The sequence below is a fragment of the Parachitinimonas caeni genome (assembly GCF_030129945.1).
In the GTDB taxonomy this organism is placed as follows: domain Bacteria; phylum Pseudomonadota; class Gammaproteobacteria; order Burkholderiales; family Chitinimonadaceae; genus Parachitinimonas; species Parachitinimonas caeni.
Window position 1 is genome coordinate 1 of the sequence record NZ_JARRAF010000055.1, and the last position, 14,429, is coordinate 14,429.

Here is a 14,429-nt window from a genome sequence, read left to right on the forward strand (position 1 = left end):
CCCCGGTTTTTCCGGATCGCGTTTTGTACGGCTTGACCCGCGTGCAAGGCGAAAAGCGCGCCGCTTAGTGAGCTAAGCACGCTATTTTTAACGCAGCAGCAGGCCCAAATCCGGCGAAACCCGAAGGGCCGGGCCGATTTTTGGGGTATGGCGTCGTTAGGGTTCGCTTATTTAGCTCGCTAAACCACGCTCACCCTGCCTCGCCCTGCCCCAAAACTCGGCCCGGCGCGACCGGAAACAAAACGTCAACAGAGCCTAGGACATCCAGATCGGGCAGCATCGAGGCATAAACTCCCAGCCACAACAGCCTGGATGGGATGGTTTTCCGCCCCAAACCCAGGCCGATGGCGAGTGGGACGAGAGCATGCGACAGGATGGTGGCCATAATCAAACCCGAATGATTACAAATAGTTAGAGAAAATACCAGCTTGACAGCGCACAAAAAAGCAGGCCGCCAAATTGGCGACCTGTAGATGCGACGGGCACCCAAGCCTGTGGCCGTTTATTTTCCGGCCCGGCGTGGTGCGGAACGCCGCGCCAAGCGCATTCAGCCGGCATGTGCGGACTGCATCACGCAATCCACATAATAGTTACCGCTGGTTTCATCCTTCACCAAGCCGTGAATATCGGTCTCGAAGCCGGGGAAGCGTTCGTTGAAGGCGCGGGCGAAACGCAGGTAATCGACAATGGTCTTGTTGAATACCTCGCCAGGAATCAGCAAAGGAATGCCGGGCGGGTAGGGGGTCAACAGGATGGCTGTGACACGGCCTTCCAGCTCATCAAGTGGCACACGTTCGATTTCGCGGTGCGCCATCATCGAGAACGCCTTGGAAGGCTTGAGGGCCGGCACCATGTCTGACAGATACATCTCGGTGGTCAGGCGCGCCACGTCGTTGTCGCGGTAGACCTCATGGATCTGCTGGCACAGGTCACGCAGACCGACGCGCTCGTAACGGGGATGCTTGGCCACGAACTCTGGCAACACACGCCACAGGGGCTGATTGCTATCGTAGTCGTCCTTGAACTGCTGAAGCTCGGTTACCAGCGTGTTCCAGCGACCCTTGGTGATGCCGATGGTGAACATGATGAAGAACGAGTAGAGCCCGGTCTTTTCGACGATGATGCCGTGTTCGGCCAGATATTTGGTGACGATGGCCGCCGGGATGCCGCTTTCAGCAAAGTCGCCGTCCACATCCAGGCCGGGGGTGATGACGGTGGCCTTGATCGGGTCGAGCAGGTTGAAGCCCTCGGCCAGATTGCCAAAGCCGTGCCAGCGCTCGTTGGCACGCAGCATCCAGTCTTCGCGGTCGCCCATGCCTTCGTCGGCCAGGTACTCTGGCCCCCAGACCTTGAACCACCAGCTGTCACCGTACTCTTCGTCCACCTTGCGCATGGCGCGACGGAAATCGAGTGCTTCGGCGATGGATTCTTCAACCAGTGCGGTACCACCCGGTGCTTCCATCATGGCAGCGGCCACGTCGCAGCTGGCGATGATGGCGTACTGCGGCGAAGTCGAGGTGTGCATCAGATAGGCTTCATTGAAGCGGTGGCGATCGAGCTGACGCGATTCGGAGTCCTGCACCAGAATCTGCGATGCCTGCGACAGGCCCGCCAGCAGCTTGTGGGTACTCTGGGTGGCAAACACCATCGCGTCTTTCGAGCGTGGCCGGTCGCGGCCGATGGCGTGCATATTCTTGTAGAAGTCGTGGAAGGCAGCATGCGGCAACCAGGCTTCGTCAAAGTGCAGGGTGTCGATGGTGTCGCCCAGCAGTTCCTTGATCATCTCGACGTTGTAGAGCACGCCATCGTAAGTCGATTGCGTGATGGTCAGGATGCGCGGCTTGTTGCCAGGACGCTTGGCCAGGGCTTCGCGGGCAAACGGATTGGCCTCGATCTTTTTCTGGATGGTTTCCGGCTTGAATTCATCAAGCGGAATCGGGCCGATGATGCCGTAATGGTTGCGGGTTGGCATCAGGAACACCGGAATCGCGCCGCACATCATGATCGAATGCAGGATCGACTTATGGCAGTTGCGGTCTACCACCACGATATCGCCAGGTGCCACAGTGGCATGCCACACCATCTTGTTGCTGGTGCTGGTGCCGTTGGTCACGAAGAACAGATGGTCGCAGCCAAAGATGCGGGCGGCGTTGCGCTCACTGGCAGCCACCGGGCCGGTGTGGTCGAGCAACTGGCCCAGCTCATCGACGGCATTGCAGACATCCGCCCGCAGCATGTTTTCACCAAAGAACTGGTGAAACATCTGGCCAACTGGCGACTTGAGGAAGGCCACGCCGCCGGAGTGGCCGGGGCAGTGCCAGCTATAAGAGCCATCCTGCGCGTAGTGCAGCAGAGCGCGGAAGAAGGGCGGGGCCAGTGTGTCGAGGTAATGCTTGGCTTCGCGCACGATACTGCGGGCGACGAATTCCGGGGTGTCCTCGAACATATGGATAAAGCCGTGCAGCTCGCGCAGCACATCGTTAGGAATATGGCGGCTGGTGCGGGTCTCGCCGTACAAAAAGATCGGAATGTCGGCGTTCTTGAAACGGATTTCCTCGACGAAGGCTCGCAGCTGGGTAATGGCTGGCGTCTCTTCGCCCGGCGCGTTGCCGATGAACTCTTCGTCGTCGATAGACAGAATGAAAGCGGAGGCACGGCTTTGCTGCTGGGCAAAGCCGGTCAGGTCGCCGTAGCTCGTTACGCCCACCACTTCCAGCCCCTCGGCTTCGATGGCCTGGGCCAGTGCGCGGATACCCAGGCCGCTTGAATTATCGGCCCGGTAGTCTTCGTCGATGATGACGATGGGGAAACGGAATTTCATGCGCTACTCCCTGACTGAAGGCGGCATCCCGCCGAAAAAAACGCGCAACATTGCCAGCTTCTGCCGGCCCGCGCCAGTGCGGTGGCACCACGGTTATACAGCTGTTGCGGCTATGCAGCAAAAAGCCGCCAGAACGGCGGCTTTGATCGGTCTAAAGCTCGAAAAGGCCAATCAGTCCTCCAGCTCGCTCCGGGCGAACTCCACATCGAGCTTTTCCATGGCGTCGGCCGGTTCGACTTCAGCGGCCTCGTTGTAGAGCTTGGTTGCTTCCTTGACCTTCTTGTTGCCAAACAACATCAGCAGACCATTGGCGTATTCGATGCGGGCAATGGCTGAGAATGGCGCCAGTTCGAGTGCCTTTTCGTAATGCGCGACCGATTTGTCCTTCGATACCCCGTAGGTCAGCCCACCCACCATGCCACCCACCTTGTCGATGATCTCGGCGTGATAGGCCCCCATGGCGATATGGGCCTCAGCATGCTCGGGTGCCAGCGCCAGGGTTTTTTCCAGCGCGGTCTTGACCTTGCCGGCAATGCCCTGCGCCAAGGCGGTTGCTACAGATATGGCCTGGCTATAGCGGCCCATGGCATAGGCAAACTGGTAGTGGGCGTTGATATTGTCCGGGTTTGCCGCAATCAGCTGTTCCGCCCGCTTGGATACTTGCAGGAAGAGTTCCTTCTTCTCGTCTTCATCATCAATCAGATAAGTGGCATAGATCGACGTGGCCTTGTTCGCCGCATTGAAACCAGCGGTACCGGCCGCCAAGCCTGCCTCGACCGCGCCAGCGAAATCACCGGCGTGATAGCGACGCCAGGCTTCCTGCACCTGTGCGTCTTCCGGCCAGGGCTCCTGATCCCCCTGATGCAGGCGGCCCCACTGGGCCTTGAGGGCATCCCCGGCATACTGAAAGGCAGTGGCATCATGCGGGAAGGCGTTCCAGTCTGGCTTGCTCATCGATTTGCTCTCCTGAAGGTTGTTTGATGCCCGTGCGGACGGGCTTGCTTGAATCATAGGCGCTGTAGCCCGATACGGTGCAGACCATAACACGAACCGGCGTTGACCAAGCGCTGGCTAGGTGCTGTCTGTCAGGCAGGCAACCCCTCGGCGGTTGGCGTGCCCTGCGCACGCTCACCCGTCTGCAGACGCCACAGCGCGGCATAACCCCGGTCGGCTGCCAGTAGCTGCTCATGCGTGCCCGCTTCGACGACCCGGCCCTCTTCCATCACATAAATACAGTCGGCATGCCGCACCGTAGATAGCCGATGCGCGATCACCAGCGTGGTGCGGCCCCGGCTCACCGTCTCCAGCGACTTCTGGATGGCGGCCTCGGTTTCGTTATCCACGGCACTGGTCGCCTCGTCGAGCACCAGCACGGGTGGGTTCTTGAGAATCGCCCGTGCCAGCGCCAGCCTTTGCCGCTGCCCACCCGATAGCTTCTGGCCGCGTTCGCCAATGCGCGTGTCGTAGCCTTGCGGCAGCTTGGCGATAAATTCGTGCGCCTCGGCTGCCTTGGCGGCAGCTTCCACCTCTGCGCGGCTGATGTTCGGGTCGCCATAAGCGATGTTGTCGGCCACATTGGCGTCAGACAGAAAGGTATCCTGGCTCACATAACCAATCGCACGGCGCAGGTCTTGCAGATTCAAGCTGTCGATAGGCTGACCATCGAGCAGCACCCGGCCCGACTTCGGCTCGTAAAACCGCAGCAACAGCTTGATCAGCGTGCTCTTGCCCGAACCGGTACTGCCGACAAACGCCACCGTCTTGCCAGCCGGCAAGGTCAAGTCGATATCGTGCAACGTCGTGCGCTCGCCATAGGCAAACGACACTGCCTCAAACCGGACATCGCCTTTCACCCCGCTGCTCGGAAAATGCTTGCCCTCGTAAGGAATGGCGATCGGCGTCGTCACAATCCCCATCACCCGGTCAATCGCCGCCATCGAGCGCTGATACATATCCGCCACATCGGCCAGCCCCGTCAGCGGCCACAGCAGACGCTGGGTCAGATAAACCAGCACCGAATAGGCGCCGACCGCCAGCTGGTCGTGCAGGGTCAGGTAGCCGCCATACACCAGCGTGGCCGTAAAGCCCGACAGAATCGCCATGCGGATTACCGGCGTGATTGCCGAACTCACACGAATCGCCCGCGCATTGGCGTTGCGATACCCCTCGCTCGACTTGCGGATCTGCTCGGCTTCAAAATCCTCGGTGGCAAACGCCTTGATCGTCGCCAGCCCCAGCAGATTGTTATTGAGTCGGGCCGATACATCGCCCGCTGCTTCGCGCACCTCGGAATAGCGCGGCGCCAGCCGCTTCTGAAACCAGAAGGTACCAAACAGAATCAGCGGCACCGGCAGCAGCGATACCAGTGCCAGCTTGGGCTGCAGCGCAAAAAACACCGCACTCACCATCACCGACGAACAAAACACCTGGATGATCTGATTGGCGCCACCATTCAAAAAGCGCTCCATCTGGTTCACATCCTCATTCAGGATCGACATCAGATTGCCGGTGCGCTGATTCTCGAAATACGCCATCTCCAGCTTCTGCACATGCTGATAGGCATCCAGCCGCAACTCGTGCTGCAGGTTCTGCGCCAGCCCGCGCCACTTCAGCGAATACAGATACTCAAACAACGACTCGCCACCCCAGATCACAATATTCAAGCCACCCAGCAACAGGAGCTGATGCCAGGTATCGGTAATGCCGAAGCCCCCCAGTACCTTGCGCGCCAGAAACGACTTCTCGCCACTGACCACAATATCGACCGCCACCCCAATCAGCACCTCGGGCAGGATGTCGAAAAACTTGTTGATGACCGAATACAAAGTCGCCAGCCAGACATCACGTCGATGATGCCGGGCATAGCCGAAGAGTTTTTTTAGGGGGTGCATGGTTGTTTTGGTGGGTATGAGTCGGTAGACAGCGGAGTGTAAACGAGAGTAATAACCATTGCGGAGATGGCAAAATCAATAAAATAGTTTGCAGAAGGAACCTGGCATGGGGCCTCCAATGCCGGAGTCGGTCTTTTTGTGATGGCTTGCAGGGCGCGGATTTCGCTCCAAAAGTGGGTCATCAGCGTTTGGAGCGGCCAAATCCGCCCGATATTGCAGGCGATTAACCCAGTATTTATGAAGTTGTAAGCAATGAGTCGATCTCGAAAAAAAGTAGCCAAGTGTGGCTTTACGACAGCCGTGTCGGAAAAGGAGGACAAGATTGCCTCACATCGAATATATCGCCGCCTGACGAAGAATCTGTTGCGCTTTGAGTTTGATGGCCCATTTCCTGAGGAGCCGAAAGTGGTGAGCAATTGGTCGTTTGCAAAAGACGGTAAACGGTGTTTCGACCCGGCCTTTGAGCCGAGGCTGCTGCGCAAATAGTGGCGCAGAGTGGTGAGTTCCCCGCTCACCCGTGGCGGTTTGGCGAAGCCGCTGTACCAGGCTTCGTTCGCCCCTCCTGAGTTATGATTTCCCTCAATCTGTCGGTTCCGACGTCTTTTCAATCATTCCGGTGTACTTCTTATGGACCATCTCGATCTGTCTCCGATTCGCCGCGCCGAGGGCGTGGTTGCGCTTCCTGGCTCCAAGAGCATTTCCAACCGAACCCTATTGCTGGCTGCGCTGGCCGAAGGCAGCACCGAGGTGCGCGGGCTGCTCGATGCCGATGATGTGAGCCATATGCTTTCGGCGCTGCGTACGCTGGGGGTGAACTGGCAGCGCCATGGCGAGAGCCGTGATTTTCGGGTGAATGGCGTCGCCGGGGCATTTCCGGTCAAACAGGCGGATCTGTTTCTGGGCAACGCCGGTACCGCATTCCGGCCGTTGACGGCGGCCTTGGCGTTGTCGCAGGGGCATTACCGGCTGAGCGGGGTGCCACGTATGCACGAGCGGCCGATTGGCGATCTGGTCGATGCCTTGCGTCAGCTGGGTGCGGTGATCGACTACGAGGTCAACCACGGCTTTCCGCCGCTCAATATCGGCTTGGCGCAGATTCGTGCCGGTGGCCGGGTGTCGGTGCGTGGCGATGTCTCCAGCCAGTTTTTGACAGCGCTGCTGATGGCGTTGCCGCTGACTGGCGAGACAACCACAGTTGAAGTGGTGGGCGAGTTGATTTCCAAGCCATATATCGAGATTACCCTGCAGCTGATGCGCCGCTTTGGTGTGGTAGTGGAACGTCACGACTGGCGAGAGTTTGTGGTGGCGGGCGGCCAGCATTATCGCAGCCCCGGCAGCATTCTGGTGGAAGGCGATGCCAGCTCGGCCAGCTACTTTCTGGCAGCGGGAGCCTTGGGTGGCCCGGTGCGGGTGACCGGTGTAGGCCGCGACAGTATTCAGGGCGATGTGAAGTTTGCCGAGGCGCTGGCACAGATGGGGGCACAAATCGAAATGGGTGAGGACTGGATCGAGGCGCGCGCGCCGGCCTCTGGTCGCCTGACGGCGATCGACGCCGATCTCAATCATATTCCCGATGCCGCGATGACGATTGCGGTGGCGGCGCTGTTTGCCGATGGCACGACCACGATCCGCAATGTGGCGAGCTGGCGCGTAAAAGAAACCGACCGCCTGACCGCCATGGCAACCGAGCTGCGCAAGGTAGGCGCAACGGTGGAGGAGGGGGCCGACTATATCCGCATCACTCCCCCGGCAGCACTGACGCCGAATGCGGCGATTGATACCTACGACGACCACCGCATGGCCATGTGCTTCTCGCTGGTGGCGTTTGGCGGCGTGCCGGTGCGCATCAACGAACCGCGTTGCGTGGCCAAGACTTTCCCGGAATATTTTGAGGTGTTGAAGTCGGTAACGGTCTGAAGCGGGGTCTGATCTCCTGCTAGGCAGGCGCGGGGAAAATCCAGCCCATCCCGGCAGAACGGCGGCGGCTGATTCTGGCCCGCGCTTGATCTGGCGCAGTTCGTGGTCAGACAGATCGGCCTATAACAAAGGCAGGCAATCAGTATGCGGAGCCTGCCATGAAAGATTCGGTGCGCGGCCTGAGTAACCCGGCTGCGGAAAGTGCTTACCATCTGCGACAGGTTTCCTTGCACGGCCGGGCGTGTGCGGGCTTGGCCTGCTTTGCCGCCCGTAACGATGCGCCGCAACGCTGGCTGCAGGCGCATGGCAACACACCGCCGCTGGTTTGCCTGGGGCAATGCTATAGCGCGCCAGCCGCCAGTGGCGATGATCAGCCCCTGCATATCGAGTGTCGTGCCCGGCAACCCGTGTTGTTGAGCCATCTGCTGCGGGGCGGGGCGCGCAGCTTGCAGCGCTATACGGAACTGGGTGGCGGGCAGGCATTGCAGATTGCGCTGACCAGCGTACCGGCAGCCCTGATTGCCCAGATTGAGGCATCGGGCCTGCGAGGGCGAGGCGGGGCGGGTTTTCCGACCGGGCGCAAATGGCGGGCGGTTGCGGCGGCGGATTCCGCACACCGATATGTGGTGGCGAATGCCGATGAAGGGGACGCGGGCAGCTTCAGCGATCGTTTCTTGCTCGAAGACGATCCGTTCCGGCTGATTGAAGGCATGATCATTGCCGGTCTGGCGGTGGGTGCCAGCCAGGGCTACCTCTATTTACGCAAGGAATACCCCGACGCCCGGGCTATCGTTAGCCGGGCTCTGGCCGAAGCGCGTAGCGCCGGTTGGCTGGGGCCAAGTGTGCTGGGCTCGGGACGGCGGTTCGAGCTGTCATTGGTCGAGGGTCAGGGCAGCTATGTCTGCGGCGAGGAGACGGCGCTCCTCAATTCGATCGAACAGCGCAGGCCCGAAGTGCGGCCCCGCCCGCCGCAAATCACCGAGTTCGGTCTCTATGGCCGGCCTACCTTGGTCAACAATGTCGAGACCCTTTGCGCAGTGCCCTGGATCATCACCCACGGCCCCGCCGCCTATGCCGCCATGGGCGATGCCGATAGCCGGGGCACCAAGCTGTTATCGCTCAATTCGCTGTTCCGTCATCCTGGCCTGTATGAAATCGAATTCGGCATGCCGCTACGCACGGTGGTCGATACTCTCGGTGGCGGCCTGCGGCGGGGGAATCTGCTGGGGGTGATGGTGGGCGGGCCCCTGGCGGGGCTGGTGCCGCCAGATCTGCTCGATACCCCGTTTGAACATACGGCGCTTGAGTCCATCGGTTGCTCGGTGGGGCATGGCGGCATCATTGCTTTCAGTGACGACACCCGCGTGGCAGAAATCGTCGCCGAGGTGTTCCGCTTCGGGGCGGGCGAGTCGTGCGGAAAATGTACGCCTTGCCACCTTGGCAGCCCAGAATTAGCCCGGCTTGCCCGCGAGGTGGTGGAGGGCGGGCAGATCAACCGACAGCGTTGGCAAGCGTTGATCGCGGCCTTGCAGTACACCAGCCTTTGCGGCTTTGGTCGCGGTCTGGCTGAGTTTGCGTTGGCTATCGAACGGCATTACCCGCACTGGCTGGATTGATATGGCCGGTGGGCAGGAGTACCCGATATGGCAAAGATTGTCGTGGATGGTGTCGATTTCAGCGTTGCCGAAGGCACTTTGTTACTGAAAGCGCTGGAGGCTGCAGGCCATGCGGTGCCGCATCTGTGCCACGACGACCGGCTCAAGCCGCATGGCGGCTGCCGGCTCTGTCTGGTAGAGGTAGCGGGCGATCGGCGGCCGGTGGCCAGCTGCAATACCGTGGTCTGCGATGGCATGGTCGTGCAGACCCAGACGCCGTTGCTGCAGACTCTCCGCGCCACCAATCTGTCTTTGCTGGCCGCACGCTACCCGGCCGACGCCCTGACCGCTGAGCCCCAGCACCCTTTCCACCAACTGCTGGCCGGCTGTCCCACAGACAGCCCGGCCGTGCGCCGTGCGGTAGGGTTTCATGATGAGAGCCATCCGTATATCGGCACCAGTCTGGATCGCTGCATTCAGTGCGAACGCTGTGTACGCATCTGCGACGAGGTGCAGGGGCAGTTCGTCTGGGCAAGCTGGCAGCGGGGCGAACAGACGCATATTGCTCCCAACCACGGCAGTACCCTGCTGGAAGCCGGTTGCGTGGCCTGTGGCGCCTGTGTTGATACCTGCCCGACCGGTGCCTTATTCGATAAGCGCAGCCAAACAGCGGTGGAAAACTGGACGCGCAGTACCTGTGTTTATTGTGGGGTCGGTTGCCAGATGGAAGTCGGGACGGCGAACGGGCAGGTGGTGCAGATCAAGCCGGCGGCCAGCCCGGTCAATCGCGGCCATCTGTGCGTAAAAGGGCGTTACGCCTATGAATTTGGCACCGCCGATGACCGCATCAGCGAACCGATGCTGCGACGCGACGGCACTTGGCAGCCAGTGAGCTGGGATGAGGCTTTCGACTTTATCGCCAGCCGGCTGGCCGCCATCCGCCAGCAATACGGTGCCGACGCGATTGGCGTGCTCGGCTCGGCCCGCGCCACCAACGAAGAGAACTATCTGGCGCAGAAATTCGCCCGCGTGGTGCTGGGCACCAATAATATCGACTGCTGCGCCCGCGTCTGCCACACCCCCAGCGCCAAGGCGCTCAAGCTGATGCTGGGCACCGGTGCCGCCACCAATGCGTTTGATGACATCGAACACACGCAGCTGCTGATGCTGAGCGGCTGCAATCCCACCGAGAACCACCCGGTCGTCGGCGCCCGCATCAAGCAGGCCGTGCGCCGTGGTGCGAAGCTGATCGTCATCGACCCCCGCCGCACCGAGCTGGCCGCAATGGCTGATCTACACCTCGCCGTGCGGCCCGGCCATAACGTCGAGCTTTACAACGCCATGGCGGCAACCGTGGTCGAAGAAGGCTTGCTGGATGCCGACTTCATCGCCAACCGGGTTGATGGTCTTGCCGAGTTCAGCCAGTTCGTTCGCGACTACGCCCCCGAAGCCGTGGCGGCCTCGTGTGGCGTGCCGGCGGGGCTGATCCGCTCCGCTGCCCGCCTGTACGCCGGCGCCAAACCGGCCATGTGCTTTCACGGGCTGGGCTTGACCGAGCATGTGCAGGGGACGGAAGGCGTGATGGCGCAAATCAATCTGGCCTTGCTTACGGGGAATCTGGGCAAACGTGGGGCGGGCATCAACCCGCTACGTGGTCAGAACAACGTTCAAGGCTCGGCCCAGATGGGCTGCGACCCTGCTACGTTGACCGGCGCGCAATCCTTCGTCGAGGCTGGCGCCCACTTCAAATCCCTATGGGGAGCGTCCTTGCCGGCCAGCCACGGGCTGGACCTGCTGTCCATGCTCGATGCCGCGCGTGCGGGCCGCTTCAAGGCGCTGTGGGCAGTGGGTTACGACATCTATCCGACGCTGGCCCATGTGGCGGAAACCGCGCAGGCGCTGGCCGCGCTGGAGCTGGTGATTGTGCAGGATCTGTTTCTGACCGAAACCGCCAAAGCCTTTGGCACCGTCTTCCTGCCTGCTGCCAGCGTGTTCGAGCGTGATGGCACCTTTATGAACTCCGACCGGCGGGTGCAACGGGTGCGGCAGGCCATCAAGCCGCCCGGCAATGCCCAGCCGGATTGGTGGATCATCCAGACACTGGCGCAGCGCATGGGTCACCAGACTGGCTTCGACTTCGACGGCCCCGAAGCCATCTGGAACGAAGTGCGGCAACTCTGGCCAGCGGGAGCGGGGCTTAGCTACGCCCGGCTTGAACACGAAAGCCTGAACTGGCCTTGCCCAGACGAAGCCCACCCCGGCACCCCGGTACTGCACATCGACCGCTTCGCCAGCGGCCCGCGTGCCACGCTGGCCTGCCTGCCATTCACCCCCAGCCCCGAGCAACCCAGCCAGGATTACCCCTTTGTGCTGGTAACCGGCCGCACGCTCTACCACTTCAACGCCGGCACGCTTAGCTATCGCACGCCGAATGCCCGCCTGCGCCCTTCCGATACACTCGATATGTCGCCGCAAGACGCCCGTCGCCTGCTGCTCAATGACGGTGAGCCGGTCAGAATCCGCAGCCGCTACGGCGAAGCCGTCTTGCCGCTACGCATCAGCCCAACCATCAAGCCCGGTGAGCTATTCGCCACGTTTCATCGGCCCGACCTGTGGGTCAACCGCCTGACCTCCAGCTATCGTGACAACCGCGTCAACAGCCCGGAATACAAGCGCACGGCGGTAACGGTCGAGCCCGTGTTTGGCGGAGGCAACTAATGGAAATATACGGTTTCGACGCCTTTTCCCCTGCCGAGATCGCCGAAAAAGTCGAAAAGGTCGGCGTCGCCAAGGCGCGACTGCCGCTATTGAAAATGTGGATGCTGGGAATATTGGCCGGGGCATTCATTGGCCTGGGCGCCTTGTACTTTGTCATCGTCCAGTCCGATGCCAGCCTGGGCTTTGCGGCGAGCCGGTTACTGGGCGGGCTGGTGTTCTCGCTGGGCCTGCTGCTGGTCGTGGTGGCAGGGGCCGAACTCTTTACCGGCAACAACCTGCTGGCGATGGCCTGGGCCGACGGCAAGATCAGCAGCTATGAGCTACTGCGCAACTGGGTGGTGGTGAGCACGGCCAACTTTGTTGGAGCGGCCGGGTTGGCGCTGCTGGTCTGGCTATCGGGGCACACCGATATGCACGGCGGCAAGGTGGCGGAAACCGTCGTCAAAATCGCCGCCGCCAAATGTGCCGCGCCAGCTGCCGAATTGTTCTGGAAAGGCGTGCTCTGCAATATTCTGGTCTGCATGGCGGTATGGATGGCGTTGGCCGGCCGCAGCGTCATCGATAAATTCATCGCCATCGTGCCGCCCATCTCGGCCTTCGTTGCGGCGGGGTTTGAACACAGCATCGCCAATATGTATCTGATTCCGCTCGGCCTACTGCTCAAGTCCACCGCCAACCCGGCCATCCCCCATCTCACCGACCTCACACTCCCCCACCTTGTCACCAACCTCGCCCCGGTGATCGCCGGCAACCTGATTGGCGGCAGTGTGCTGGTGGCGGGGGTGTATTTTGTGATTTATCGGCGGTGATTCATTTCGGTCTGACCTACAGAAATTTTGCGCGAGATCATGAAAAATCATATGAACCGTTATTGGATATGGCTGGCTTACGTTTTTGTGCTTGCCCCTTCTCCTGCGTTGGCAGGTGCCGAGCCAGTGTCATCAAGCCGCATCGATTACTTCCTGGCTGATACTGGCGTCGAATTGACAGCATATGTCAGTGTGAGTAGCCCGGAATCTTTAATTGTCCGCTTGAAGAAGATTTGTGCGAAAGGTGGAAAAGTCTGGGCTGTTGACTCGGGTTTGGGTTATACCTGCAAGTCAATGACCAAACACGACGGGGTGAATGAATGGCATTATCGAGTTGTACTTAAAATAAATCTTAAATTGGATGAATCTATTTATCCATCTCTGTTTTCGGTGAATAAAGATTCTGCGCAACGGTTGAGCCAGAGACCACTCACGGAGGAGCAAAGAAACAGACTGATTAAAATCTTATCTAAAAACAAGACGCTGTATCAGGGTACGATTGCTGCCATTGAGAAGAATATGGGCAAGGCGGCACCTATGAAAGGTGTTGTCGCATATCTGATACCTTGGCATATAGAAAATGATGAATATGGCAGGAATCAGGTTTATCTTGTTGCCGTTCAAGATAATGAGGTGATTACTATAAAAGGCGAGATGCGCGGTGAAATACGTGGAATATATTCTATTGTTGGGCGTAAATACCCTGCTGTGCAGGTTTCGACAGACGGTGATGGTGTTTTTGAATACCTTTACCCTACTGAGTCACCAGCAAACCCTCTGGTCGAAATTAGTGTGCACTAACTTCAGACGTATTTGAAATTACGATGGCTGTATTTCTGGCGGCCTTGAGTTTAGGCCGCCCAGCCTGAACTATTTCTGATGGGTGTTTTAATTCAGGCTGGTTTCGGCCTTTTTCAGCATAGAAAACAAGGCAAACCATTAATGGGGATTGGTTAATAAATTCAATGCCTCGTCACACTCCACAACTCCGGCTGCATTTCGCGCATTTCTTCTGAATAGTCTCTATCCCACGGAAACTTGCCTTCCTGGTCGGGTAATACCAGTTGCAGGAATTGCGGGGTAAAGGGCGAATCTTCGTAGCGATAGACGGCCTGGCAGGCGAATTCTTTGGCGGCGTCGAAAGGAATGGCCTTGAAGGCGATGGGTAGATTGGCCATGCGTGAGAGATACATGCCGTCCGATAGCACTTCGCCATCCTCGATTTCGCTGATGACGTTGTTGAGGATGATCTTGGCGCTATCCGCATCCAGGCAGAACACCAGAATTTCCGGATGGTCGTAGGTTTCGGTGAGACCGATGGTGTAAGCAAACGGCGGTTCGTCTTCTTCGGCATCGACGCCGATAATCGAGTGTCCCATCGTTTCGATATGCTTCTGAATATTGTCTTGAACAGACATGGTGGCTTCTTCTTGTTAGGTTTTCTGTTAGGTATCGGTTGGGCTGGCGGCGGCACATGGGGAGCTGTCAGCCGCGTATTTTAATAATGGACCATGCAGCCGCTAAAAGGTGCGCAGCATAGCATTGGTGGTCTTGAATCGCAGATCCTAGGCTCTGTTGACGTTTTGTTTCCGGTCGCGCCGGGCCGAGTTTTGGGGCAGGGCGAGGCAGGGTGAGCGCAGTTTAGCGAGCTAAATAAGCGAACCCTAACGACGCCATG

The 14,429-nt window shown here is 59.4% G+C and carries 9 protein-coding genes; 5 read left to right on the plus strand and 4 right to left on the minus strand.

Going from position 1 to position 14,429, the window contains the following annotated elements; all coding sequences use genetic code 11:
- Positions 1 to 547: 547 nt before the first annotated feature.
- The 3 genes from PZA18_RS22555 to PZA18_RS22565 form a co-directional block, all read right to left on the minus strand.
- Entirely contained in the window at positions 548 to 2,821 is a 2,274-nt protein-coding gene (locus tag PZA18_RS22555; protein ID WP_284103155.1) for an arginine/lysine/ornithine decarboxylase, read from the minus strand.
- A 171-nt stretch (positions 2,822 to 2,992) separates the two neighbouring features.
- Positions 2,993 to 3,775: a tetratricopeptide repeat protein gene (locus tag PZA18_RS22560; protein ID WP_284103156.1), complete on the minus strand. Its 783-nt coding sequence runs from the start codon at positions 3,773 to 3,775 to the stop codon at positions 2,993 to 2,995.
- 131 nt (positions 3,776 to 3,906) lie between these two features.
- Entirely contained in the window at positions 3,907 to 5,712 is a 1,806-nt protein-coding gene (locus PZA18_RS22565; RefSeq protein ID WP_284103157.1) for an ABC transporter ATP-binding protein, read from the minus strand.
- 627 nt (positions 5,713 to 6,339) lie between these two features.
- Between PZA18_RS22565 and aroA the strand changes: the two genes are divergently transcribed.
- The 5 genes from aroA to PZA18_RS22590 all read left to right on the plus strand — a co-directional run bounded on the left by aroA (position 6,340) and on the right by PZA18_RS22590 (position 13,552).
- Positions 6,340 to 7,629 carry a 3-phosphoshikimate 1-carboxyvinyltransferase gene (aroA, locus tag PZA18_RS22570; RefSeq protein WP_284103158.1) on the plus strand — a complete coding sequence of 430 codons (1,290 nt, stop codon included), beginning with the start codon at positions 6,340 to 6,342 and terminating at the stop codon, positions 7,627 to 7,629.
- Positions 7,630 to 7,787: 158 nt separating this feature from the next.
- Positions 7,788 to 9,245: a complex I 51 kDa subunit family protein gene (locus PZA18_RS22575; RefSeq protein ID WP_284103159.1), complete on the plus strand. Its 1,458-nt coding sequence runs from the start codon at positions 7,788 to 7,790 to the stop codon at positions 9,243 to 9,245.
- A 27-nt stretch (positions 9,246 to 9,272) separates the two neighbouring features.
- Complete coding sequence (gene fdhF, locus PZA18_RS22580; protein WP_284103160.1) at positions 9,273 to 11,942, plus strand: formate dehydrogenase subunit alpha; 2,670 nt, start codon at positions 9,273 to 9,275, stop codon at positions 11,940 to 11,942.
- The gene (locus PZA18_RS22585; protein WP_284103161.1) at positions 11,942 to 12,751 is read left to right on the plus strand and encodes a formate/nitrite transporter family protein; all 810 of its coding nucleotides are present in this window, start codon (positions 11,942 to 11,944) and stop codon (positions 12,749 to 12,751) included. The genes fdhF and PZA18_RS22585 overlap by 1 nt, the downstream gene beginning before the upstream one ends.
- A gap of 51 nt (positions 12,752 to 12,802) precedes the next feature.
- Positions 12,803 to 13,552 (plus strand): hypothetical protein, encoded by a 750-nt coding sequence (locus tag PZA18_RS22590; protein ID WP_284103162.1) that lies wholly within the window; start codon positions 12,803 to 12,805, stop codon positions 13,550 to 13,552.
- Between the two features lie 161 nt (positions 13,553 to 13,713).
- Here PZA18_RS22590 and PZA18_RS22595 read toward each other — a convergent pair whose 3' ends face one another.
- Positions 13,714 to 14,169 (minus strand): DUF4262 domain-containing protein, encoded by a 456-nt coding sequence (locus PZA18_RS22595; protein WP_284103163.1) that lies wholly within the window; start codon positions 14,167 to 14,169, stop codon positions 13,714 to 13,716.
- Positions 14,170 to 14,429 lie beyond the last annotated feature (260 nt).